13 protein-coding genes and 1 pseudogene are annotated in these 25,053 nt (G+C 65.2%); 1 reads left to right on the plus strand and 13 read right to left on the minus strand.

Features of this window, described 5'->3' with window-relative positions:
• Nucleotides 1–68: 68 nt before the first annotated feature.
• The 13 genes and pseudogenes from AC5LXK_RS33145 to AC5LXK_RS33205 all read right to left on the minus strand — a co-directional run bounded on the left by AC5LXK_RS33145 (nt 69) and on the right by AC5LXK_RS33205 (nt 23,092).
• Nucleotides 69–1,943, minus strand: a complete 1,875-nt coding sequence (locus AC5LXK_RS33145) for an alkaline phosphatase family protein (RefSeq protein ID WP_493394842.1) — start codon at nt 1,941–1,943, stop codon at nt 69–71.
• Between the two features lie 496 nt (nt 1,944–2,439).
• Nucleotides 2,440–4,776, minus strand: a complete 2,337-nt coding sequence (locus AC5LXK_RS33150; RefSeq protein WP_493394843.1) for an LPS-assembly protein LptD — start codon at nt 4,774–4,776, stop codon at nt 2,440–2,442.
• A gap of 25 nt (nt 4,777–4,801) precedes the next feature.
• A pseudogene (gene bamA, locus AC5LXK_RS33155) lies at nt 4,802–7,045 on the minus strand (outer membrane protein assembly factor BamA); the annotation flags it as partial.
• 104 nt (nt 7,046–7,149) lie between these two features.
• Nucleotides 7,150–7,452: a hypothetical protein gene (locus AC5LXK_RS33160; RefSeq protein ID WP_493394844.1), complete on the minus strand. Its 303-nt coding sequence runs from the start codon at nt 7,450–7,452 to the stop codon at nt 7,150–7,152.
• A 142-nt stretch (nt 7,453–7,594) separates the two neighbouring features.
• Complete coding sequence (locus AC5LXK_RS33165) at nt 7,595–7,984, minus strand: hypothetical protein (RefSeq protein ID WP_493394845.1); 390 nt, start codon at nt 7,982–7,984, stop codon at nt 7,595–7,597.
• A 386-nt stretch (nt 7,985–8,370) separates the two neighbouring features.
• On the minus strand, nt 8,371–9,537 hold the full coding sequence (locus AC5LXK_RS33170; protein ID WP_493394846.1) for a porin: 1,167 nt from the start codon (nt 9,535–9,537) through the stop codon (nt 8,371–8,373).
• A 487-nt stretch (nt 9,538–10,024) separates the two neighbouring features.
• Complete coding sequence (locus AC5LXK_RS33175) at nt 10,025–11,503, minus strand: efflux transporter outer membrane subunit (RefSeq protein WP_493394847.1); 1,479 nt, start codon at nt 11,501–11,503, stop codon at nt 10,025–10,027.
• Nucleotides 11,504–11,506: 3 nt separating this feature from the next.
• On the minus strand, nt 11,507–14,833 hold the full coding sequence (locus AC5LXK_RS33180) for an efflux RND transporter permease subunit (RefSeq protein WP_493394848.1): 3,327 nt from the start codon (nt 14,831–14,833) through the stop codon (nt 11,507–11,509).
• Entirely contained in the window at nt 14,830–17,958 is a 3,129-nt protein-coding gene (locus tag AC5LXK_RS33185) for an efflux RND transporter permease subunit (RefSeq protein WP_493394849.1), read from the minus strand. Before AC5LXK_RS33185 ends, AC5LXK_RS33180 begins: the two co-directional genes overlap by 4 nt.
• Before the next feature lie 21 nt (nt 17,959–17,979).
• A complete protein-coding gene (locus AC5LXK_RS33190; protein ID WP_493394850.1) occupies nt 17,980–19,224 on the minus strand; it encodes an efflux RND transporter periplasmic adaptor subunit in 1,245 nt (414 codons plus the stop codon).
• Between the two features lie 338 nt (nt 19,225–19,562).
• Nucleotides 19,563–19,862: a hypothetical protein gene (locus AC5LXK_RS33195; protein ID WP_493394851.1), complete on the minus strand. Its 300-nt coding sequence runs from the start codon at nt 19,860–19,862 to the stop codon at nt 19,563–19,565.
• A gap of 400 nt (nt 19,863–20,262) precedes the next feature.
• Nucleotides 20,263–21,219 (minus strand): CE1 family esterase, encoded by a 957-nt coding sequence (locus AC5LXK_RS33200; protein ID WP_493394852.1) that lies wholly within the window; start codon nt 21,217–21,219, stop codon nt 20,263–20,265.
• 7 nt (nt 21,220–21,226) lie between these two features.
• Nucleotides 21,227–23,092 carry a CoA transferase gene (locus AC5LXK_RS33205; protein ID WP_493394853.1) on the minus strand — a complete coding sequence of 622 codons (1,866 nt, stop codon included), beginning with the start codon at nt 23,090–23,092 and terminating at the stop codon, nt 21,227–21,229.
• Nucleotides 23,093–23,529: 437 nt separating this feature from the next.
• On the opposite strand from AC5LXK_RS33205, the gene AC5LXK_RS33210 reads away from it, so the two are divergent.
• The gene (locus AC5LXK_RS33210) at nt 23,530–25,023 is read left to right on the plus strand and encodes a CoA transferase (protein ID WP_493394854.1); all 1,494 of its coding nucleotides are present in this window, start codon (nt 23,530–23,532) and stop codon (nt 25,021–25,023) included.
• Nucleotides 25,024–25,053: the final 30 nt, after the last annotated feature.

The raw sequence follows: 25,053 nt of genomic DNA on the forward strand, positions 1-25,053 counted from the left end.
TGGCCATCCCGGCCGCGGCGGGCGGCATGACCGCCGTCGCCACCGCGGTTCGTCAAGCCGATGCAGGATCAGAATTTCCAGAAGTACCCGCCGGGTGATTGCGGGCCGAAGACCTGGCACTGGCTGTTGCCCGCGCTCAACACCAGCGTGTCCGACAACGTGCTGCCGGCGGCCACCGCGTAATGAAATACCTTCTGCGCGGTGGTCGTCGCGTTCGCATAGACGATGAACGTCGAAGCCGCGCGCGACTTCGAGTTGTCGAAGGTCAGCGTGATCGATGTCCCGTTCTTGCTGGCCGAGACGGTCGCGTCATAGGGCAGCGGGCACGCCGATCGTGTTACGGCAGCGACGCCCGGTACGAACGCGTCGTTGTCCGTGTACGGATAGGGCGCATAGACTGAGTTGGGCCCGTTGACCGGCTCCATGATCTTCCAGCCGGTGACGTCGGCGTCACTCGGCGTGTTGGCCGGCGAGACGAGGTTCAGCGTTTCCGTCAGGTCGCCGCAAACGGCGCGGCGCCATGCCGAGATGTTCGCGCACTGGACGGCGTTCTCCGGATATCCCTTCGCGACGAGCCAGGTCTCGAGGAAGCGGATCACCGACGTATGGTCGGACAGGCGCGACGCCACGCGTCCGCCCTTGCTCCATGGCGAAACGACGATCATCGGCACGCGCGGCCCGAGGCCGATGGGTTCCGAGCCGTAGGTCTCGGCGGACAGGTCGATGGGGGCACCGCCGGCCGTCGTGAGGTTATGCTTGCCGTAGCCGGCAAGCGGCGGGATCGGTGCAGGCACGTGATCGAAGTACCCGTCGTTCTCGTCGTACGTGATGAAGATCGCGCATTTCCCCCAGACATCCTTGCTGCCGATGATCGCATTGATCACGCGTTCGGCGAACGATTCTCCCGCACTGGACGTGGCAGTCGGATGCTCGGAGTACGTATAGGGCGCGACGATCCACGATACGGCGGGAAAGGTGCTTTTTCCTTGCGCGTCCTTTCCCTGCAGGTCGGCTTGCAGTGACGCGACGAGTGCATCCGCGGAACGGACGTCGTCGTCGCCGGATTTGCCGGCATACGTGCGTGCCTTTGCGATCTTTGCCGCATCGCCGCCGCGCCGGAAGTTGTTGAAGTAAGCAAGGGCGTTGTCGCCGTAGTTGCCGTAGCCTTGGTAGACCTTCCAGCTGACCTTGTTGTCTTCCAGTACGTCCGCATAGGTGCGCCAGTCCCAGCCGTTCTGCCGGCCGCTGTCCTTCGCGGGGTCGGAGGTCACGTTGGCTTCCCACGCATCGTCGTTCTCGACGATGTAGTGCTTCCAGGCCGGATTGGTGATGGTGCTGCCGCCCGACGTTCCGGTCCACAGGAAACGCCGGTTCGGGTTGGTCGGTCCGAAGAGCGAGCAGTGGTAGGCATCACAGACGGTGAACGCATTTGCCAGTGCGTAGTAGAACGGCAGGTCGGCGGGTTTCAGGTAACCCATGGTCCAGTAACCCTTCTTCTGGGCCCATACGTTCCAGTTTTCCCACGTGCGCTGCGATCCCTTCCATGAATGATCGAGGTTGACACCCTGGTAGTTGACCGGCGTCGACGTCGCGGGATTGAGCGGGTAGGGCATCACGTTCGCGACGACCTTTCCCGACGGGTCTTTTGCCTGGTAGCTTCCGGTGGCGAGGTTCGGCTGGTACCAGATCGGCCGGCCGCTCGGCAGCGGGGCGGGATGCGGATCCGTGAAACCGCGCACGCCGGGCAGCATGCCGAAGTAGTGGTCGAAAGAGCGGTTTTCCTGCATGAAGATGATGATGTGATCGATGCCGGCCAGCGTCGTCGGCTGCGTGGTCTGGGCCAGCGCGTTGCGGATCGCAGGCGGCAACGCCGAAATCAGGCCGGCAGCAGCCAGCGTATTCGTTCCCAGCTTGAGAAAATCGCGGCGTTTTTTCGATGTCATAGGGGAGTCTTTGTATGGGGAAAATGATTCGAATCACGAATCAATGTGCGTGATTGTTGGAGTGAAAGACACTAGCATTGCCTAATGAAACTGGAATGGCAGACTGACCATCGAGTCCTGCTCGAGGAATTTATTCATGAAGAGAAGGACACCTGAAGAATGAAAAGAAGCGAATAAAACGAATAGCCAAAATTCGACGGATTCATGTCTTGGCGCGACTTCGTTGCAGGCAACGAAAGCCGGGACGTGGATTGGGAACGATCGCGCCGGCCGGGCGGATCGATAGACACGGTGTCTGGGCCGGGACGATGCCGCCGAACGGGCGATCCCGATGCTGAGTGTCTATGCGTATGCCGATTCCGATAGCGCCTCGATCCGGCATCTCGCTGTCACGTTGTCGGATGTGTTCCCGGGCGACGGTGGAGCGTGCGGGCCAGACTGGCCGGATGCGCCGTCCGGCCTTGATGCCCGAGCGCGTGCCGGCGCGGAATGCGCGTCACGGGTAGTCGCTGAACCGCGACGTCGGGGCCGGCAGCGTCGGCGTCGAATACCCGGGAACGTTCGCGCGGAACTGCTGCAGCAGCCCGTTGTCGATGCGGCTCAGCCCGTTGAGCTGCAGTTGCACCAGCACGCGCGTCCCGGTGGTCGGCGACGTCGTGCCGTTGTAGTTCGTGTACTTCTGCAGCGCGAAGCTGACGGCCCAGCAGTCGGCCGCATACTGGAATCCGAGCAGCCCGCTGACGAGCCGGTGCGCGGCGAGATCGTAGTCGACCGAGCCGACGCCCGACAGCGCATGCGTGAGCGGCCATTGCGCGGACAGCAGCACCTGGTTCTCGGGCTCGTCGTCGAGCGTCGCGTTGCCCCGCGCATACAGGTACGCGAGATTGACGACCTTGCCGTCTGCCGGTTTCCAGTCGATTCCGGCCGTGGCCTGGGTCAGCTCGTTGCTCGACTGGTTGTATTCGACGGCCTGCTGCAGCTCGAGGCCGGTGCCGACATGGAACGCGGCGCCGGCGATCACGTCGGACGGGCCGACCGTCGGCGGCGTGTCGTCCGGCATCGTGACCTGCGACGCGCGGAAGTAGTACTCCTGCGCGAGGACGAAGCGTGCGAGCTCGGCGCCGGTGCCCGCATCGACGAAACGCGTGGTGACCCCTGCCGTCACCCGGTTCATGTCGCTCACGCGGTCGCCGCCGACGAAGCGGTTGCTCGAGAAGATCTCCGCGAGCCCGAAATCGAGCGGCGCGGTGTCGAATACCGGTGCGAAGGCCTGGTTGCGGTACGGCGTATAGACGTAGAACAGCCTCGGTTCGAGCGTCTGGATCATGTCGATGCCGAACAGGCGCACCGCGCGCTCGAACGTCGCGCCCATGTCGAGGCTCGCGGTCGGCACGTTGACGGTGAAGTTCTTCGGCTGGCCGGCCGGCGCGTCGCTGCCGATCGACGTGAGATCGTACGACGCCGCATGCCACTGGAGCTTCGGCGTTACGTACCATCCGGGCGCGATGATCGGGTAGCTGACGTACGTATCGAATGTCAGCCGGTTGCCTTCGGTCGAATCGGCGGTCGGGATCGTGAAGCGCGTTGCATTCACGTTGGCACCGAAGTCGAAACCGCCGACGTTGTAGCGCGTGTATTTCGCGTCGAGCTCGGGCTCGCGGTTGTAGGGCGGTGCGGTCGTGAACGACTGCCAGTTCTGCACGCGCGCGAGCACCGACCACGGCCCGTGGTTGTAGGTCACGCCGGCTTCCTGCTGGAACAGCGTCTGCGAGCCGACGACGAGCGAGTTCGCGCTGGAGAAATCCGACGGCACCGACGCATCGGACACGCGGTTGTAGTCCGCATAGGCAGCGAAGCCGTTGCCGAGGTTCTCGCGATGCTGGAACGTGATCGAGTAGCGGTTCGTGTGCGTTGTCGCGTCGTCCGGCAGCGCGCTGACGGACAGCGAGCCGGAATAGGTCGGGCTCAGGTAGCGGTAGTCGGTCGTCAGCATCGCGCCGCGCTTGGTCATCAGCCTCGGCGTGACCGTCAGGTCGTAGTTCGGCGCAAGATTGAAATAGATCGGGACGGCGATGTCATAACCGCTGGTCGAGCTGACCGCGAACGTGGGCGGCAGGATCCCGGTCTTGCGTTCGTCGTTCAGCGGAAACGACATCCACGGCGACGCGAACAGCGGTACGCCGGCGAAGTAGAGCACGCCGTCGTGCGCGACGCCTTCCCCGGCCGCGTTGTCGAGATCGAGTCGCGCTGCCCTGAGATACCACGCCGGATCGGCCGTGCAGTGGCAGGTCGTGTACGTACCGTCGTGGATCACTTCGCGCGAATCGTCGAGCAGGTCGACGCGCGAGCCGGAGCCCGAGCCGCCCGTCAGGTTGAAGTGATAATGCGGCGCCGTCATCGTGCCTTCGACGCTGTCGAGCTGCAGATGCGCGTCGGGGCCGGCAAACGTATTGCCGTCGTTGACGACGAGTACGTGACCGTATGCATCGGTCATGTCGGTGTCCGCATCGTAGTGGATCGCGTCGGCCTTCACGATCGATGCGCCGCGCCGCAATTCGGCGTCGCCGTGCAACGACAGGTCCTGGTCGACGGTGCCGGTGGCCGCCGCGCCGATCCCGAACGTCGTCGCGGCCTGGCCGGCCGCAAGCGGATGCTCGACGAGTTGCGACGCGACGCGCAGCCCCCACGCGTCGCCGATCCGGTACGGGTCGGCCGCGGCGTTCTGCAGTTGCGCATCGGCGTCGCGCGGCGTGCCGAGCACGACCGACAGCGCGACATCGACGAGCAGCGCGATCGCCGCCGCGCGCAGGCGAGCGACGATGCCGCCGCGCATGGCGGGCCGCGGGCGGCGGGCGGAATCAGAACGACGTGCCAATCTGGAACTGGAATTTCTGGTACTGGTCGCCGGTGTGGTGTACGACCGGCAGCGCATAGTCGATCTTCAGCGGGCCGATCGGCGAGATCCATTCGAGCCCGACACCGTAGCTGTAGCGCAGCCCGTTCGCACCGACGCTGTTGCCTTCGGTGCCCCAGATGTTGCCGCCGTCGACGAACGTGAACACGCGCAGCGTGCGGTCGTAGCCGGTGCCGGGCAGCGGCACGGTCATCTCGACGTTGCCGACGATCATCTTCGAGCCGCCGATCGGGTCGCCGGTGGTCGCGTCGCGCGGGCCGAGCGAACCGGGCTCGTAGCCGCGTACCGACCCGATGCCGCCCGCGAAATAGTTCTTGAAGATCGGGTACGGCTGCCCGCCGAGGCCGTTGCCGTAGCCGGCCTGGAAATTCAGCCCCAGCACGAGGCCGCGCGCGAACGAGTGGTAGTACTGCGCCTGTACGTCGGTCTTGTAGTACGAGACGCTGCCGATCGGCGTGCCGTATTCCGCGTTCGTCTGCAGGTAGTAGCCGCGCCCGGGAATCAGCGCGCTGTCGCGCATGTCGCGCGACCAGCCGATCGTGAACGGCGCGACGTTCGATACGCGGCCGAACGTGTTCACGTAGTCGAGATAGCTCTGCGGCGTCGTCGAATCGACGTCGAGCCGATCCTGCTCGAGCCCGAGCCCGAAATACACCATGTCGCTTTCGGAGAACGGGATGCCGAACTTCGTGTCCACGCCGTACGAGATGATCCGGAAGCTCGTGTCGTTCGTGCTCGAGTAGTAGAGCGGCTGGGTCGTCCGGTAGTACACGTCGGTAATCCGCTTGACGCCGTCGATCGTGAAGTACGGATCGGTTTGCGACACGCTAAGCGTGCGCATCGTGGTCGCCGTGTTTGCGTTGACGGCGATCGACTGGCCGCTGCCGAACACGTTGTCCTGCGATACGCCGGCCGAGATGATCGGACCTTCGCCGGAGCCATAACCGAGGCCGAGCGAGATCGTGCCGGTCGGCTTCTCGGTGACCTTCACCTCCACGTCGACCTGGTCGGCGGTGCCCTCGACCGGTACGGTCGTGACGTCGACGTCGGTGAAATAACCGAGCCGGTTGATGCGATCCTTCGACAGCTTGAGCCGCGACGAATCGAACCACGCGTCTTCCATCTGCCGCATCTCGCGGCGGATCACTTCGTCGCGCGTGCGCGTGTTGCCGGAAATGTCGATATGCCGCACGTACACGCGGCGTCCGGGCGTGACCTGCAGCGTGAGGTCGACCGTATGGTGCTGCTGGTCGATCTGCGGCACGGAATTGATCGTCGCGAACGCAAAGCCGTATTCGCCGAGCTTGTCGATCAGCGCCTGCGTCGTGTCCTTCAATTTTGCCGCGGAGAAGCGCTCGCCGGCACGGATCGCGACGAGCCGGTTCAGCTCGGCCTCACGCCCGAGCAGGTCGCCGGCCAGCCGCACGCCCGAGATCGTGTACGGCTTGCCTTCGTGCAGCGCGATGGTCAGGTCCATGTCCTTGCGGTCCGGCGACAGCGACACCTGGGTCGACTCGATGTTGAACTCCAGATAGCCGCGATCGAGGTAGTACGCGCGCACCGCATCGAGATCGGTCGCGAGCTTGTCCTTCGAATACAGGTCGTCCTTCGTGTACCAGGAGAACCAGTTCGGCGTCGACAGCTGCATTTCGTCGCGCAGCGTCGCGTCGCTGAACACGCGATTGCCGATGAATGCGACCTGCCGGATCTTCGCGCTCGGCCCTTCGATCACGGAGAACAGCAGCCCGACGCGGTTGCCGTCGATCGGGCTCACGGTGGTCGTCACCTCCGCCGCGTAGTAGCCGCGGGTCAGGTACTGCCGCTTGAGCTCCTGCTCGGCCTTGCTGACGAGCGACGGGTCGTATGCGTGCCCGGATACCAGGCCGACCGATTTCATCGCCTTTTCGATCGCGTCCCGGTCGAACTCGTGAAGCCCCGTGAAATCGATCGTGCCGATCACCGGACGCTCCGCGACGTTCACGATCACGACGTTGCCTTCCGTCGCGATCCGCACGTCGTTGAAGAACCCGGTCGCGTAGAGCGCGCGGATCGCGGCCGACGCCTTGTCGTCGGTAAACGTGTCGCCGATCTTGAACGGCAGATACGAGAACACGGTGCCGGGCTCGATGCGAGTCAGACCCTCGACACGGATGTCCTGGATGGCAAAACCGCTCGGCGCAGACGCGTCTGGTGCTGCTTGCGCGGCCGGAGCGGCCTGCGCGTGAATCGAGAATGCCGCCGGCGTGAGCCACCACAGCCGTGCGAGACGGCCAAACCTGATCGAACGCATCTTCACTGCCAGTCGACCCCGTCTTCAAAAGCATGAACGCGATATCCGGCGTCGTTCCGTGCATCGCGCACGAGCAGGTGCGACACCGTGTCGACATGCGATTCAGCGAGTTGATGCACGGTCGCGTAGCCATTGCCGCACACGACGCTCAACGACAGCCCCTGCGTGTAGCGGCCGGTGAGCCGGCAGCGGAAGATCGTGCGTGCATCGACCGGCATCAGATACCAGGTGCCGGTGCCGAGATCGGTCGGCGCATAGGCCGCGGGGTGCCGCGCGGGCGCGGTGGTCGACGAAGAGGTTTGCATGATGGGCATGTCCTTGTGGAAAGGAACGGAACACCGCGATTCGAGCCGATGAGGTCCGGATCAGGATAATGATTCGTATACCGAATTAAATAGCGTGCGATTTTTGCGGGAGAGAAGGCGACCGGTCAGCGCCGGGCGCGCATCAGTTCAGCATCGCATGGTCGACCGGGGCGGCCATTTCCGGCGCAGTGGCCAGTGCTTCGACGAGGTTGGTCAGGTTGTCGGCGGGCAGTGCGAATGCGATCCAGCCCATCCCGACATGCCGGATCGACAGCACCGCGCCGTCGTAGTCGTCGAGCCGGTCGACGCGCCAGCACGGATCGATCTGCAACGGGTACTGGCCCTCCGGCGGCGCGACCGGATGCGTCGGCTGCATCTCGGCGCGGGCGGTCGCGAGTTGCAGGATCATCTGGTCGATATCGTGTACGCCGAGTACGGAAGTCTGGCCGTCGATCGTGAACCGGATCACTGGATAGCCGGATTCGGTGGACACTTCCATGCGCATCGTGTGATACATGATCGGGCCTTTCACTTTCACTTTCGGGGAGGACTGCCGCCATCGGCGTGGCCGGTGCGCGGTGTGACGGAAGCATAGGTCACACGATCGTCAAATAAATTTCAGGATTGTTTCGTCATATTCAGGACTGCAGGATTGCCGCGTTGTAAGCGGAATGAAGTGGGTCGTGCACAAGAGTGGCCGCTCATTATTGAGATATTCGGCGATGGTGACAGCGGGCAATGTGTGCGATCGGTCATCGTTGCCGCGCAATCGCGTGAAACGGCCCCGGGTTTTCGGTCATTCCGCGTGCGAAATCGCATTTCGGCGCACCGGGCGGCTGCAATATTTCAAACGATTGCGGTGAAGCAGGGCGCGATGCAGTGCCGGCCACCGCGAACGGCAGCCGGCGTCCCGTTCGATCAGAACCGGTGGCGGATGCCGAGGCTGACCATTTCCTGGCTGTCGGTACCGGCGACGCCGTACGAACCGATCGACGCTTCGGCGCTCGATACCGAGCCATCCGCGTTCAGTTGCGTGCCGGTCGCCTTCTGCCATGCGCCGACGAGATACACGTCGGTGCGCTTCGACAGGCTGTAGTCGCCGCCGAGCGATACCTGGTTATACGACGCGTTGGTATCGCCGTTCGCGTGCGTATAGCTGTAGCCCAGACCGAGCAGCAGCGCCGGCGTCGCCTGGTAGTTGAAATACGCCTGGCCCGTGTTGAACTTCTCGGTCGACGCGAATGCCGACTGCGCGTCCGCCTTGTACGCCGAATTGCTGTACGAGAGGCCGACCGTGTAGGGCCCGGCGACGTAGCGGGCGGCGACCCGCGCGATGTTGATCGACTTCGCCGTCGCGTAGCCCAGGTTGACCGGGCCGTCGAACGTGCCGTCGGAAGTCGACGACCAGCCGGTGCGCGCGATCGTCGAATTCGAGTTGTCGGCGACGTAGTAACCGGCCGCCAGCGAGAACGGGCCGTTGTTGTACGAAGCCGCGACCGACCACGTTTGTCCCGACCCGGTTTGCCCCGCGACGCCGCCGAGCGCGTACATCGTCTCGACCTGCAACCCGCCGTAGCTCGGCGACAGGTACTTGATCGCGTTGTTGGTGCGCGAGCTGTTGTCGTAGTTGTCGACGTCGCCGGCCGTGGCGAACGTGCTGCCGAAGTAGTTGTCTTCGGTCAGCCCCTGAATCTGGTCGACGAGCGGATCGTACTGGCGGCCGAGCGTGAGCGTGCCGTACTGCGCGCTCTGCAGGCCGACGTACGCCTGGCGGCCGAACAGCGACGTGGTGCCGTTGTAGGTGCCCATCTTGCCGTTGTTGACGTCGAAGCCGTTCTCGAGCTGGAAGATCGCCTTCAGGCCTCCGCCGAGATCTTCGCTGCCCATCAGGCCCCAGCGGCTGCCGGACAGGTTGCCCGAGTAGAGGCCGACCTGGTTGCTGCCGGCGGGGGTGGCGTTGTGCGTGAACTGGATCGACTCGTCGATGACGCCGTACAGCGTCACAGTGCTCTGCGCGTGCGCGGCGGAAAAGCCGGCCAGCAACGCGAGCGACAACAGCGATTTCCTCAAGATACCTTTCATCATGAACTCTCCTGGCATGTAACGAACCTGCTTTCCTTCCTGTCGAATCAACGGGCCTTCGTCAGGAGCCGCCATTAGGTCACGACACAATTTTCGATCCGTTGGGATTCCACAACGACGGGTTTACCGGGGATTTATTCTGCGGGTCGCATGTAACTTGATGGTTGTGTGTACAACCTGTTTTGAGAGAATCATGATGGCAGCATGATCGTCTCGCGAGCCGCGTTGAGCGGCGTTGCCGGGATGGCCGGCGGCCGTGTCGGCATGCATCGGGTCGAGCGATCACACATTCGCGCGTCAAATGCCGTAATGAAATCGGCCCGAGGAGGGTGGGCGCCACACCAGCTGGCATGACACCCGCTTGCCGCAGAAAGACGCGCGGACGGTAGATCGCGGAAACGTGGATCGAGCACCTGACGGGGCTGGCGCCGTCGACGCACGCCGCGCACCGGAACCATGCGGTGTGCGGCCGGACATGATGCCGATGTCGTCAGCCTGGCGCCCGTTCCTGCTGCTTCGGTTGCTGCCCGTCGAGCTGCGCATCCGACCACCCGCCGCCCAGATCGCCGAACAGCGTCGCCGTCGCAACCAGCCGCTCCTGCTGCACGGTCAACGCATTCTCCTGCAGCGCGAGCAGGGTCGTCTGCGCTGTCGCAACCGTGGTGTAGTCGACGGTGCCGGCCTGATACTCGTTGAATGCGATGTCCGCGCCGCGTTTCGCACTGGCGACCGCGCGTTCGAGCACGGCCGCCTGATCGGCCAGCACGCGCACGCTGGCGAGGTCGTCCTCGACGTTCTGCAGCGCGCCGAGCACGGTGCCGCGATAGTTCGCGACCGCCGCGTCGTACGCGGCCTTCGCGGCGGCCACTTCGCCGCTGCGCTCGCCGCCGTCGAACAGCGTTTGCGATGCACTCGCGCCGAGCGACCACACGTAGTTCGCGACGTTCAGCAATCCCGCGAGCGGCGATGCGGAGAAGCCGGCCGCCGCCGACAGCGAGATCGTCGGAAAGTAAGCGGCGATCGCCACGCCGATCGCCGCGTTCTCCGACGCCATCTGCCGTTCCGCGACCGCGATGTCGGGCCGCCGCTGCAGCAGCGTCGACGGCACGCCGACCGGCACGTCGGGCAGCGCCGGCAACGTGGCGTCGTGCGGCACGTCGAGCGCTTCCGGATTGCGGCCGACGAGCACCGCGATCGCATGCACGTACTTCGCCCGCGATACGCCGAGCGCGATCAGGCTCGACTGCGCGCTTTCGAGCTGCGTTTGCGCGCTGACGAGATCCGACGGCGGGATCGTGCCGGCCTTGTCCTGGTCCGCGATCACGCGCAGGTAGGCTTCGTCGGCCTTGACGGTCGCATCGAGCAGGTCGATGTTCGCATCGGTCACGCGCAGGTCGATCACCGTCGTCGCGAGCGTCACCTGCTCGGACAGCGCCGCATTCGCATAGGTCGCGGCGCTCGCCTGCGCGCTGGCCTTGCGCTCCTCGACCGTGCGCCGCACCTGGCCCCACAGATCGGGCGACCAGCTCACGCTGCCTTCGAGCGCGCCGGCATTGGCGACGGACGGGTTGCCTGCGCCGGTGGTCCGTTGCCGCGTGGCCGAACTCGTCGCGGAGACCGTCGGAAACAGCCCCGAGCGTGCTTCGCGTACCAGCGCGAGCGCCTGCTGGTAGTTGTAGTAGTCCTGCCTGACCGTCTGGTTCGACACGGTGACGAGCGGCTCCAGCCGGTCGAGCAGCGGATCGTGGAATGCGGTCCACCAGTCGCCTTTCGGGCCGTCGGCATCGGGCTTCGCCTGCGTCCAGCCGGGTAGTTCGCGATACGTGGCGGGCGTCGCGACGGCGGGACGGTGATAGTCGGGGCCGACCGCGCAACCGGCCAGCGCCAGCGCGGCCGCCACACAGAGCGCACAGGTGCGCAGCCTCCCGGCATGCGGCGCGTGTTCCGGAACGGAGCGGGGGGATGTCATCGGTCAGGGCCTCGATTCGGGCCGCCGTTGTCGCGGCCACGGCAGCGACCGGCGTGCGAGTCGCTCGCGCAGGCGGTCGAGATACAGATAGATCACGGGCGTCGTATAGAGCGTGAACACCTGGCTGATCAGCAGCCCGCCCATGACCGTCACGCCGAGTGGTTGACGCAGCGACGCGCCCTGGCCGATCGCGAGCGCGAGCGGCAGCGCGCCGAGCACGGCCGCGGCCGTCGTCATCATGATCGGCCGCAGGCGGCGGACGGCGGCCTCGTGAATCGCGCGGCGGGCATCGAAGCCTTCGTCGCGCTGCAGCACGATCGCGACGTCGACCATCATGATCCCGTTCTTCTTCACGATGCCGATCAGCAGGATGAAGCCGATCATCGAGATCACCGAGAACGGCACGCCGAACACCAGCAACGCGAGCGTCGCGCCGATGCCGGCCGACGGCAGCGTCGACAGGATCGTCAGCGGGTGGATCGTGTTCTCGTACAGCACGCCGAGCACGAGGTAGACCACCGCGAGCGCCGCGACGATCAGGAGCGGCACCGCGTTCATCGAGCTCGTGAACGCCTGCGCGGCACCGGCGAACGCGCCGTGCACCGACGCGGGCATGCCGATCGACCGCTCGGCGTCGGCGATCGCGGCGGCCGCGTCGCTCAGCGAGCCGTTCGGCGGCAGGTTGAACGAGATCGTCGCCGCGACGAGGCCGCCCTGGTGGTTCACCTGCGTGGCGGTATGGCTGTTCGAGAACAGCGCGAGCGCGGTGAGCGGCACCATCGTTTCCGCCGATGTGCTGTCCGCGCTGCCGGTCGAGCTGCCGCCCTTGCTGTTCGAGATGCTGTTGGTCGACGCATTCGCTTCTGCGTTCGCGTTCTGCGCATTGGTCGTACCGCTCGTGCCAGATGGCGCGACGCCGACCGCCGCGCCGGTCGCGAGCGTCGCGGTCGCCGCCGGCACGATGGCCGACGAGTACTGCGTCTGCGCGGTGCCGTTCGCATTGCCGGCGGCCGTGCTCGCGAAGATCCGGCCGAGCGACGACGGGAACTGCCAGTACTGCGGCGCGACTTCCATCACGACGAAGTACTGGTTCAGCTGGTTGTAGATCGTCGAGACGGTGCGCTGGCCGAATGCGTCGTACAGCACGTTGTCGATCTGGTTGGGGTCGAAGCCGTAGCGTTTCGCGGTCGCGCGGTCGATCGTCACCATCGTCTGCAGCCCGTGCCGCTGCAGGTCGGAATTCACGTCGACGAGCTGGCCGCGCCGCCGGTTCAGCTCGTCGACGAGCCGCGGCGTCCACGCGTAGAGCGCCTGCGAATCGTCGCTCGTCAGCGTGTACTGGTATTCGGCGGCCGATTGCCGGCCGCCGATCCGCAGATCCTGCTGCGCCTGCAGGAACAGCCGCGCGCCCGACACGGCCGCGAGCTTCGGCCGCAGCCGGTTGACGACCTCGACGGCCGACGCGTGGCGTTGCGCAAGCGGCTTCAGCGCGACGAACACGTTGGCCGTGTTCAGCGCGCGTCCGCCGGTGAAGCCGGCCACTGCCGCGACGGCCGGGTCCTGCTGGACGATCGCCTGCAGTTGCGCGAGCTTCTGCCGCATCGCGCCGAACGAGATGCTCTGATCCGCGATGATCTGCCCCATCAGCGTGCCGTTGTCCTGTTCGGGGAAGAAAGTCGCGGGCAACAGCCTGAACAGCAGCAGGTTGCAGGCCACGAGCGCGATCAGCAGGAGGCCGACGAGCGGCGCGCGGTCGAGCACCGCGTCGAGCGAACGCGCGTACGCGTCGCGCAGCCGGTCGAGCACCGCGGCGATGCGGCCGCCGATGCGCGACGGCGCGGCATGCGCGCGCTGCCGGCTGAGCACGTACGCGCACATCGTCGGCGTGACGGTCAGCGAGATCACCATCGACAGCAGGATCGCGATCGACAGCGTGACCGCGAATTCGTGAAACAGCAGGCCGACGATGCCCGGCATCAGCAGGATCGGCAGGAACACGGCGATCAGCGACAGGCTCATCGACACGACCGTGAACGCGACTTCCGCGCTGCCGCGCAGCGCGGCTTCCTTCGGCGCGTAGCCGGCTTCGAGAAAGCGCGTGACGTTCTCGAGCACGACCACCGCATCGTCGACGACGAAGCCGGTGCCGATCGTCAGCGCCATCAGCGACAGGTTGTCGATGCTGTAGCCGAGCAGGTACATGGGCCCGAACGTGCCGACGATCGACAGCGGCAGCGCGACGGCGGGGATCAGCGTCGCGCGCGGCGACAGCAGGAACACGAACACGACGCCGACGACGAGCAGCACCGCGATGGCGAGCGTGCGGGTGGTGTCGGCGACCGATGCGTTGATCGACTGGGAATGGTCGACCGCGATGCCGACGTGTACCGAGCCCGGCAGCGCGGCCTCGATCACGGGCAGGCGCGCACGGATCTGCCGGACCGTGTTCACCACGTTGCTGCCGGGCTCCGGAAACACGATGACCAGCACGGCCTGCTTGCCGTTGTAGAGGCCCGCGTTGCGCACGTTCTCGTTCGAGTCGAGCACTTGCGCGACGTCGTGCAACTGCACGGCCGCGCCGTTGCGGTACGCGACGACGAGGTTGCGATACGGCGCGGCCGTGCCGATCTGGTCGTTCGACAGGATCTCGTAGCGGTGGCTGCCCTGGTCGAGATGGCCTTTCGGGCTGTCGGCGTTCGCCGAACCGAGCGACGCGCGCACGTCCTCGAGGCCGATGCCATAGCTGTTCAGCTTGCCGGGGTTCAGCTCGACGCGCACCGACGGCAGCGCGCCGCCGCCGAGCGTGATCTGCCCGACGCCCTTGATCTGCGACAACTGCTGCTGGATCACCGAATCGGCGGAATCGTAGAGCTGCGCGGACGTCAGCGTGTCGGAGGTCAGCGCGAGCACCATCACCGGCGCGTCGGCCGGGTTGTACTGGCGGTAGGTCGGGTTCGCGCGCAAGGTGGTCGGCAGGTCCGCGCGCGCGGCCTGGATCGCGGCCTGCACGTCGCGCGCCGCGCCGTTGATGTCGCGGTCGAGGCCGAACTCGATCACGATCATCGACGAGCCGACGTAACTCATCGACGTCAGTTCCTGCACGTCCGCGATCGTTTCGAGCCGCCGCTCGAGCGGCTCGGCGACCGTCGACGCCATCACGTCCGGGCTCGCGCCGGCCATGTTCGCCTGCACGACGATCACCGGGTACGCGACGTTCGGCAGCGGCGCGACCGGCATCCGGAAGTATGCGAGCGCGCCGGACAGCAGGATCGCGATCGCGAGCAGCGTCGTCGCGACCGGCCGGTGGATGAACAGCGCGGTCGGATTCACGATGCGCTCCCGCCGTCCGGCGCGGCGGGGCCGGGCGCGGCCGCTTCACGGCGCCGCCGCAGGCGCGCGGCCAGCCGGTCGAACAGCAGGTAGACCACCGGTGTCGTGAACAGCGTGAGCAGCTGGCTCAGCGCGAGCCCGCCGATGATCGCGAGACCGAGCGGGCGGCGCAGCTCCGAGCCCGTGCCGGTGCCGACCAGCATCGGCAGGGCGCCGAGCATCGCGGCGAAGGTCGTCATCAGGATCGGCCGGAAACGCAGCAGCGATGCCTCGAAGATCGCGTCGGCCGGCGTCTTGCCGTGCACGCGTTCCGCTTCGAGCGCGAAGTCGACGATCATGATCGCGTTCTTCTTCACGATGCCGATCAGCAGCACGATGCCGATGATCCCGATCACGTCGAGATCGACGCCCGCGATCATCAGCGCGAGCAGCGCGCCGATCCCGGCGGAAGGCAGCGTCGACAGGATCGTGACCGGGTGGATGAAGCTCTCGTACAGCACGCCGAGCAGGATATAGACCGCCACGAGCGCCGCGATCAACAGGTAGACCTCGCTCGACAGCGAATCCTCGAACGCGGCCGCGGCACCCTGGAACGACGACTGGATCGACGGCGGCAGCGCGGCTTCGCGCTCGACGCGGCGCACGTCGCCGACCGCCGTGCTCAGCGACGCGCCGCTCGCGAGATTGAACGACACGGTGACGGCCGGGAACTGCGCGAGATGGCGGATCGCGAGCGGCGTCTTCACGAGCCGCACGGTCGCGATCTGGCTCAACGGCACCTGGCCGCTGCTGCTGGTCTGGCTCGGCAGGTACAGGTTGCCGAGCGACGCGACGTTCGGCATCGCCTCGGGCTTCGCGACGAGAATCACGCGGTACTGGTTCGACTGCTCGAAGATCGTCGACACGATGCGCTGGCCGAGCGAATCGTACAGCGCGTTGTCGATCGTCGCGGGCGTGATCCCGTAGCGCGCGGCCGCCTGGCGATCGACGTCGACCTGCACGCCGAGCCCGTCGACGTCGAGATCGCTCTGCACGTCGGTGATCGAATGCAGCTGCTTCAGCTTCGCGACCAGCGCGGGCACGACCTGCTGCAGCGCCTGCCGGCTCGGGCCGCGCAGCACGAAGCGGTACTGGTTCGGCGACAGCGTCGTGTCGAGCGTCAGGTCCTGCACCGGCTGCAGGTAGAGCCGCACACCGGGCACGCCGGCCGTTTCCTGCTGGAGCCGCCGCGCGATCGTTTCCGCGCTGGCCGAGCGGTCGCCGTGCGCGCGCAGGTTGATCAGGAAGCGGCCGTTGTTCAGCGTCGCGTTGACGCCGTCGATCCCGACGTACGACGTGAGCGACGCGACATCCGGATCCTTCAGCAGCGCGTCGGCCAGTTGCGACTGTCGCTCGACCATCGCCGCGTACGATACCGACGTGTCGGCCACGCTGATCCCCTGGATCGTGCCGACGTCCTGCACCGGGAACAGCCCCTTCGGAATCGCGACATAGAGGATCAGCGTCAGCGCGAGCGTGACGAGCGCGACGACGAGCGTCAGCGTCTGGTGGCGCAATACCCATGTCAGCGCGCGTTCGTACGCCGCGAGCGTGCGCTCGAAAATCTGTTCGCTGACCCGCTCGAAACGGCCGGGTTGCGACTCCGAATGCGCCCGCAGGATGCGTGCGCACAGCATCGGCACGACCGTCAGCGACACCACGGCCGAGATCAGGATCGTCACCGCGAGCGTGACCGCGAATTCGCTGAACAGGCGGCCGATCACGCCGCCCATGAACAGCAGCGGAATCAGCACCGCGATCAGCGAGACCGTCAGCGACAGGATCGTGAAACCGATCTGCCCGGCGCCTTTCAGCGCGGCGTCGAGCGGCCGCATCCCCTGCTCGATGTAGCGCACGATGTTCTCGATCATCACGATCGAATCGTCGACGACGAACCCGGTCGCGATGATCAGCGCCATCAGCGACAGGTTGTCGATCGAGTAGTGCAGCTCGTACATGGCCGCGACCGTGCCGATCAGCGACACCGGCACCGCGATGCTCGGGATCAGCGTCGCCGGCAAGTTGCGCAGGAACACGAAGATCACCAGCACCACGAGCGCAACGGCCAGCACGAGCTCGGTCGCCGCATCGAACACCGACGCGCGGATCACGCCGGTGCCGTCGCCGACGATCTGCACGTGCATGCCGGCCGGCAGCGTCGCTTCGAGCGCGGGCAGCTGCCGCTTGATCTGGTCGACGGTGGCGATCACGTTCGCGCCGGGCTGGCGCTGCACGTTCAGCACGATCGCCGGCGTACGGTTCAGCCACGCGCCGCGCTCGATGTCCTGCGGCGCCTGCGACACGCGCGCGACGTCGCCCAGGAGCACCGGCGCACCGTTCTGGTACGCGATCACCGTGCGCAGGTACGCGTTCGGATCGGTGATCTGGTCGTTGGAATTGATCGTGTAGTCGAGATCGGGGCCGTCGAAATTGCCTTTCGGCTGGCTGACGTTCACGTTCGCGAGCAGCGTGCGAAGATCGTCGATGTTCATCCCGTACGCGGCGAGCTTGTGCGGATCGGCTTCAACGCGCACGGCCGGCACGTGGCCGCCCGCCGTCGTGACGAGGCCGACGCCCGGCACTTCGGAGATCTTCGTCGCGAGCCGGTTGTTCGCGGTGTCCTGCAACTGCGTGAGCGACATCGAATTCGACGTGACGGCCAGCGTGAGCACGGGCTGGTCGGCCGGGTTCACCTTCGCGTAGGTCGGCGGCGCGGGCAGGCCGCTCGGCAGGTAGCTGTTCGCCGCGTTGATCGCCTGCTGGACGTTCTGCTCGGCGACGTCGAGGCTCACCGACAGGTCGAACTGCAGCGTGATCACCGACGCGCCTTCCGAGCTGTACGAGATCATCTGCTGCAGCCCGGGGATCTCGCCGAGCTGCACCTCGAGCGGCGCGGTGACGGTCGTCGCCATCACGTCGGGGCTCGCGCCCGGGTAGAAGGTCTGCACCTGGATCGTCGGGTAGTCGACGTCGGGCAGCGACGACACCGGCAGGAAGCGCACGGCGACCGCGCCGACCAGCACGAGCGCGATCGTCAGCAGCAGCGTCGCGACCGGCCGCAGGATGAAGAGGCGGGAAATGTTCATCGTGTCGGGTGCCACTCGGCGTCAGGCTGCACCGGATGCCGCAGCGGCCGCGGCCGGGCGATGGGCGGCGTGACCTGACGCCTGGCCGGCCGGCGCGCCGGAAGCCGGCTGCGCGCCGCCGGCCCGGTTCGCGGCGATGCGGATCGCCGCGCCGTCGCTGAGCCGGTCGACGCCGTCGGTCACGACCTGCTGCCCGGCCGCGAGCCCTGCGACGATCGCGGTCGAGCGGCCGTCGCTCGGCCCGAGCGTGACCTTGTGCACGGATACCGTGCGGTTCGGATTGACGAGATACACGTAGTCGCCCGGTGCGCCGTTCTGCACCGCGGCGGTCGGCACGAGCACCGCGTCGTGCAGCGTATCGACGCCGAGCCGCACGTTGACGAATTCGTTCGGGAACAGTGCCTCGTCGTCGTTCGCGAACGTCGCGCGCAGCGTGACGGTGCCCGTCGACGTCGCCATCTGGTTGCCGATCGCGTACAGCGTGCCGGTCGCGACCTGCTTGTCGTCGTCGCTCGAATAGACGGTGACGGGCAGGGTCGCGCCCGCGCCGACGCGCCGGATCACGGCCGACAATGCGTTCTGCGGCACCGTGAACTGCACGGTCATCGGTTTCATCTGCGTGATCACGACGATGCCCGTCGAGCTCGACGACGTCACGTAGTTGCCCGGATCGACGAGCCGCAGCCCGACGCGGCCGGCCACCGGCGCGGTGATGTGGCAGTACACGAGATCGAGATCGTATTGCGCGATGCTCGCGCGGTCGGCCTGGATCGCCGCTTCGTCCTGCTGCACGGTGAACTGCGCATCCTGGTAGGTCTGGTCGGCGATCGACTTGTGTTCGGCGAGCTGCGCGTAACGGGCGAGATCGGCGCGCGCCTGCGCGAGGCTGGCTGCGTCCTTCGCGAGCTGGGCCTGCGCCTGCTGCTTGCTGATCTGGTACTGGCGCGGATCGATCTGCGCGAGAAACTGGCCTTTGGCGACTTCCTGGCCCTCGTGATAGCCGACTTCGGTCAGGTAACCGCTCAGTTGCGGCAACACGGTCACGGTCGCGACCGGCGTGACCGTGCCGAGTTCGTTCAGCACCACCGGCATGTCGCCCGTCGTCGCGGTCGCGACGCTGACGACCTGGGCCGGATTCGCGCGCACCGGCTTCGCCCGGTGCAGCAGGTGAAACACGATCAGCGCGACCGGCACGGCCAGCACGCCGGCGACGAGCCAGCGCCGCGTGCGGCGTCGTGCCGGCGGGGCGGATTGGGGTTCGCTCATGTCCGCCTCCCGTATGGACGACGCATCGCGCTGGTGGCTGACATGAAAGGACTCCTGATAATGGGAAGAGGTGAGCGCAGTGAATGGAAGGCGTGGCGGCGCGACCGCATGCGCCGGCCGACGCACGCGGCCGGCGGCGGATCGGACGGGCTACGGATGGACGATGACGCGGGTGCGCGGGTGTGGCGTGATGCCGGTGGCTGCCGGCAGCTGCGACAGGCGACGCCGCACGCGCGGGCATGCGGCGTCGCGCCCGTCATCGGCGTCGCGCCACACGCTGCCGCGCCGGCCCCGGCAATCCGGTCGCCGGCGCGCGTGCGGCCCCGGTGCGGGCCGGCTTACCAGCGGTGACGCGCACCCCATTCACGCCGTCCCCACCAGCGGCGGCCGTCCCAGTAGCGGTCGCCGTGCCAGCCGAGCGCGATGCCGATCGTGGGCACCATCACGGGCGCGGCCACGACGGGCGGCGCATACATGACCGGGGGCGGCGGCGCGACATACACGGGCGCGGGGGCGACATAGACCGGAGCGGGGGCCGCGATGCCGAAGCCGATCGACACGCCGGCCATTGCCGGTTGCACGGAAAGGCATGCGACCAGCACGCCCGAGCCGAGGACGGCCCATTGTTTCGCATTCATTTTCCACCTCGTTGCGCTGGGAACGCCTTCAATCTAGTGGAAGGTCCGAGGAATGGGAATTACAAGGGGGTAACGCTCGATTTCGAAAAATAGCGGAATCGTGAGCGTGAGGACCAATGGCGGATTTTGTACGGACAGGCTGAGTGCGGGACGGTATTGATACTGTCGAAGCGATGCGTGCAAATATTTGATTGAAAAGGGTTCTGCCGGAAAGTTGGCCGGCGGTGCGCGGTATTGCGGCGTGTGCCGGACACGCGTGACATCGGGCTGTCAGCTCGTTGTCGGTAATATGCCGACACCAATTTCGGGGCGGCGACGCATCTGATCGGGGTCGACCGTGTCGCCATTGATAACGCCTGTCGATGTCCTTTATTCGACGCGGCGCCGTAACTGCCGAAACTCAGTCGATATCGAAAAACGCCAGTGCCATGTGCGGACTGTTCATGTCCGGATTGGTGTAGCCAAGCAATCGTGGAAATCTGAACATTGACTGCGGAATCGCATGGCCGCCGCCGTGCACTGTGCAAAGAGAAATGATCGGAACGCCGTCCCGCCACCATGTCGAGCCTTGTACCCATGATGGTTTGCCCGGCGTCAGGAGAATCGGTCGAACTTCAGGCTCTTCGATCAGCCCGTTGCGTCCGGCGAGATGTCGAGCTGACGTGATCGCGGACATCACTTCTCCGCGACTGCGAAATCCGAACAGTGATACCTCACCGCCGTCGTAAGGGTTGACCGGATCGTGCGTCCCGTTGACCATCATGATTCGGGACGTCGGCCCGTGTGCGGAACAGGACGTGCAGTCGAGAGACGGCATATTCGCGGCGACCGACACCACGGCAGCGATCCGTTCTGGCGCTTCCTGGGCAAGTCGGAATGCCATATGCCCACCGTTCGAATAGCCGAAGACAAAGACCCGGCTCCGGTCGATCGCATACTCGGCGTGCAGGCGATCAATCAACGTCAGAATAAATTGAACGTCATCGATATTCCGTCGCTTGGCGGCAAAGGTCGCTTTGCTGCGGCAGTCGTTCCAGTTGTGCCGGAAGCCTTCGGGGTACGCCAGTGCATAGCCGCTGGCATCGGCCAGGCGATCGAATTCGTAGCCGGTAGCTTTGCGCATACCTTCAGCCGTCATCGCGGAGCCGTGCAGGGCAATCACCAGCGGGGCACCGGGCGGCAGCGCGGAGGGCACGTAGACCAGGCTTTCCCGTTCGTCGTCACCCGTGCGTACCGTCATTCTTTGGAGCGGAGTACCCAGTGACGGTGCCCCAAGCACCTTCGCGTGCCAGAAGTACCGATAGCAGAACGCACTGAGTGCGCTTAGGCCGAGCAGTGCTGTGACGACAAATGACATGGGACGCTCACTTCTTCTCGATGAGATTCAGCAGGTACCTTGCTGCCATCAGATCACCCTTGACCGTCAGCTTCCCGCCGAAGTACGCGCGTACGCCTGATGCATCGCCATGCATGATGGCGGCCATCGTTGAAGCGCTGCCTTGAAAGATGGCAGTCGGGTGTGGGACCTCACCGGCGAAGACCTGATAGCGGCCATCCTCGATCACGATTGAGCATGGTCGGGATTCGCTGCACCGAAATACGTACCGCACGTCGAGGCCCTTGAACGCGTCCGGTGCGAATGAATGGGTCAACGCCGTGGCGACATGGACGAGGTCCAACGGGGCAGTTGCGAGATCGGAGGCGGATTGGCTCGAAACTGACGCCTCGCTGCGTTCCCGATCCGTCCGCCGGGAAAAAAGCCGGGCGAGACGGTTGCCGGAATGCCGCTGCATGAGCCACTCGGCATCGCTCGAGCCTCGGACAACAAGAATCGGGTCTCGCCACGCGCCTGGTGTGCGGGAGAAAGCCACGGGAGGCGCGAGGCGCTTGAGCGTGCCAAATGGCGTTTCGCCGACCGCCGAGACGGGCTCGCGCAGGCGGTTAACTTCGGCTGCCCCAGCTTGGGCCGGATCGACGAACCCCAGGGATCTGTACCACATCGCATTGCGCGCGAGGCTGACTGTTACGTGGTAGCTTCCGCCCTCCCGTGCCCGACGAATCAATGCAGCGGTCGCGCCAAGCGCCGCCATATAGCCCGTGATGTGGTCGTTGACGAGGGTCGTGGGCGGCAGGCGAGGCCGGTTCGCGCCTCCCTCGATCGCCATCAGGCCGGCAGCCGCGGACGCGTTCATGTCCGAGCCGCCACGATCCGCCCACGGACCATCGAGACCGTACGCACGGATGGACACTGAAACGATCCCGGGCCTGATTTCCGCGAGTTGTTCCGGCGCGAGGCCGAACCGTGAGAGCTTTTGACCGCGATGATTGTCGACGATCACGTCGGCCGTGCGTATCAGCTCGAAGCACCGCGCCCGTGCGTCGTCATCGTTGAGATTGAGGTTGCAGCTTCGGCTTCCTGCGTTGGCGTCGTTGTAGAGAAATTCGTGTTCGAAGTGATTCGGGAATGTTGCGCACAGAACATCGGCGCCTTGTTCTGCGAGCGTTCTGCCGACGACGCCGCCAGCGACAGCGTGCGCGAATGCAAGGATCCTCACGTCCTCCAGCGGGCGCTTTCCCGGACCAAACGGCAGCGGATCGCTATCCGCGATCTTTCGAATTTCGATGACCGGCTTCTTGGCCAGGATCGCCCCCTGGGGGTGAGCGTCCCATTCTTCCGGCTGCCGACAAATGGCCAACGGAAGACCGGCTTTGGCGGCAGCATTTTCGAGTTCGACGGCGTTCCACTCGAGAAAGGCGAGACGGACGGCTTCTGCCGAGGGCGGGCATCCAAGGAATCGCAGCCAGTCGCCCAACATCCGTGGATGGACGGCTGACGCCATGACCCATCGGCCGTCCTTCGTCTGGTATGGATCGATCAGGAGCGGATTATCTGCCGCGGTGGCGTGAGGGTACGCTTCGCCATTGATGGTCGGATGCCAACTGTACTCGGGGCTGATCCCGTGGATGGCCTGCCGAAGATCGAGATGCAAGTCCTGTCCTTCCCCGGTCCGCATTTTCCAGATCGTGGCGGCCGCCACGGCGCATCCCATGATCGGAAGCCCGATACATGCCGCGAGCCGATGGGGGCTGGAAAAGATCGGATCTTCGCCCGCGAAGCTGACTCGCCCCCCTGCATCGGCGGTCGACAACCCTAGCGGTTGCAGCAACTTGTTCAGATGGTCGAGCGGATCAAACTCGTCGGCGGAATTGCTTGAATCGATAGTACCCATGATGTTTTCTCAGCCTGGATTCCCTTGCGCAGCACGCGCGATCAACCCAGTCGATCACATCAGCGCCTTGCGAGACCACGTCCGTGGTTGAGCGAATAGTATTCAATGAATGATTTAACGTATACGAAGCGTGTAGAGCATTTCGTCTATGCCATGACTGATCGAGATTTGACCGGATGATCGGGAAATCGCGCGAGATCTAGGACATGGCCCGGCAAGGAATTCGGCTCGCCGGAGCTCTACAGATGCCGTCGTCAGCTAGTCGGTTCACGACATTTCTCTGCCATTCAGGCCCGATTTGAATCCATAGTAAGCATTAACGTATACGTTATACTGGATTACGTGTACTTCACTGTCGATGCCCCGTTTGATCCCATGCCAATGCGGAAGCAGGCGGAAAGCATCGACAGGATGGAACTGTCGACAGGAGAAACAAGATGAACACTGACCAGCTCAATCTCAACGCCATGAAAGCGCTCGAGGAACTTATCCAGCCTGCGGGGCTGACCCTTGATGATGTCGGCGGCAATATCGGCATCTACGGGGCAGATCCGCTTTTTCCTGGAGCGGTCCGAAAAGCTGAGGCTTTTTCGGTGGCAGCCATGGCGGCGGCGATCGGGCCGGCGGCCATCTTGAAGGAGCGGTCCGGACGCGGGCAGGATCTGAGCGTCAACGTCCGAACGGCCGCCCACGGCATCAATCCGGAAATCACGGCGCACCCGACCATCAATGGGCGCCCGTATCCCAACTGGGTCGGCAATCAACATCCGTTTGGTGCGATTCCGTTCCGGACTCGGGACGATCGATGGGTCTATCCGTCCGGTGTCTATCCACATCAGCAAACGAAGTGGGGCAACTTCTTCAATTGCGGAACGGATTTCCACCACATCGCAGGGGCGATCGCGAAGTGGGATGCACTCGAGCTGGAGGACGCGGCCAATCAGAAGGGGCTCACGCTCGGTATGGTCCGATCCACGGACGAATGGCTCCAGCATCCGCAAGGCCAGTATCTGTCGATGGAGCCGGTCATCTCCGTGAGGAAGATCGGCGAGAGCGACCCTGAGCCGTTTGCACCCGCAGCTCGTCCGCTCGATGGCGTCAACGTCCTTAGCCTGACCCATGCAATCGCAGGGCCGGTCGTGGGGCGAACCCTGGCCGAGCAAGGGGCGAACGTCCTGTGCGTCAATCACTACGACGACTTCGAACACGAGTGGGTGTACGACGATGCGAACGTCGGACAGAAATCGACTTACCTCAATCTGAACGACCCCGCTCAAAACGAAATCTGCAAGAACCTCGCACGTTCGGCCGACATCTTCGTCGACAGCTTCCGGTCCAGGAAAATGTCGCATTTCGGATTCTCTCCTGAAGAGCTCGCGTCGATCCGCCCCGGCATCATCGTCGTCAATGTTCGCTGTTATGGCTGGGATGGCCCGTGGGCCGATCGAGGCGGTTTCGACATGCTTGCTTCCGCCGTGTCGGGGCTGGCGGTTCTCGAAGGGGAAAACGGCATGCCGGCGCTGCCGCCGACCGCGATGCTGAACGACTACATCACGGGCTATATGGGCGCCGCCGGCGCAGCAGCGGCACTCCTGCGGCGCGCACGCGAAGGTGGGAGCTATCACGTCACGGTCAGCCTGACCCGCAACGCGATGTGGTATCCGACGTTGGGTCTTGTCCCGGAAGCCGATCGCAGTCGGAATCCGTTGACGGCCTTGTGCAACGGATTCCATCCCGAGAAGTTGCCGGAACTCGTTCGCGAGCTCGGCAAGCTCAGACTGCCGCTCGGCGAGCCCGACATGATCGTCCGCGACACGCCGTTGGGCCGTGTCCGGCGTGTCGCGCCGGCGGTCGGCTATTCGGTTACGCCTTCTTCGTGGCGAGACCCGCTCCTGGTGCCCAGGGGCTCTAGTCTTCCTTCGTGGGACTAAGCATGTCGAGGCGGGGCTGCGCTTGTATCG

It is taken from the genome of Burkholderia pulmonis (assembly GCF_984667975.1).

Coding starts and splice junctions, on each gene's coding strand:
- AC5LXK_RS33145 (WP_493394842.1), bottom strand. CDS start 1,943: ATGACATCGAAAAAACGCCGCGATTTTCTCAAGCTGGGAACGAATACG.
- AC5LXK_RS33150 (WP_493394843.1), bottom strand. CDS start 4,776: ATGCGCGGCGGCATCGTCGCTCGCCTGCGCGCGGCGGCGATCGCGCTG.
- AC5LXK_RS33160 (WP_493394844.1), bottom strand. CDS start 7,452: ATGCAAACCTCTTCGTCGACCACCGCGCCCGCGCGGCACCCCGCGGCC.
- AC5LXK_RS33170 (WP_493394846.1), bottom strand. CDS start 9,537: ATGATGAAAGGTATCTTGAGGAAATCGCTGTTGTCGCTCGCGTTGCTG.
- AC5LXK_RS33175 (WP_493394847.1), bottom strand. CDS start 11,503: ATGACATCCCCCCGCTCCGTTCCGGAACACGCGCCGCATGCCGGGAGG.
- AC5LXK_RS33185 (WP_493394849.1), bottom strand. CDS start 17,958: ATGAACATTTCCCGCCTCTTCATCCTGCGGCCGGTCGCGACGCTGCTG.
- AC5LXK_RS33190 (WP_493394850.1), bottom strand. CDS start 19,224: ATGAGCGAACCCCAATCCGCCCCGCCGGCACGACGCCGCACGCGGCGC.
- AC5LXK_RS33195 (WP_493394851.1), bottom strand. CDS start 19,862: ATGAATGCGAAACAATGGGCCGTCCTCGGCTCGGGCGTGCTGGTCGCA.
- AC5LXK_RS33200 (WP_493394852.1), bottom strand. CDS start 21,219: ATGTCATTTGTCGTCACAGCACTGCTCGGCCTAAGCGCACTCAGTGCG.
- AC5LXK_RS33205 (WP_493394853.1), bottom strand. CDS start 23,092: ATGGGTACTATCGATTCAAGCAATTCCGCCGACGAGTTTGATCCGCTC.
- AC5LXK_RS33210 (WP_493394854.1), top strand. CDS start 23,530: ATGAACACTGACCAGCTCAATCTCAACGCCATGAAAGCGCTCGAGGAA.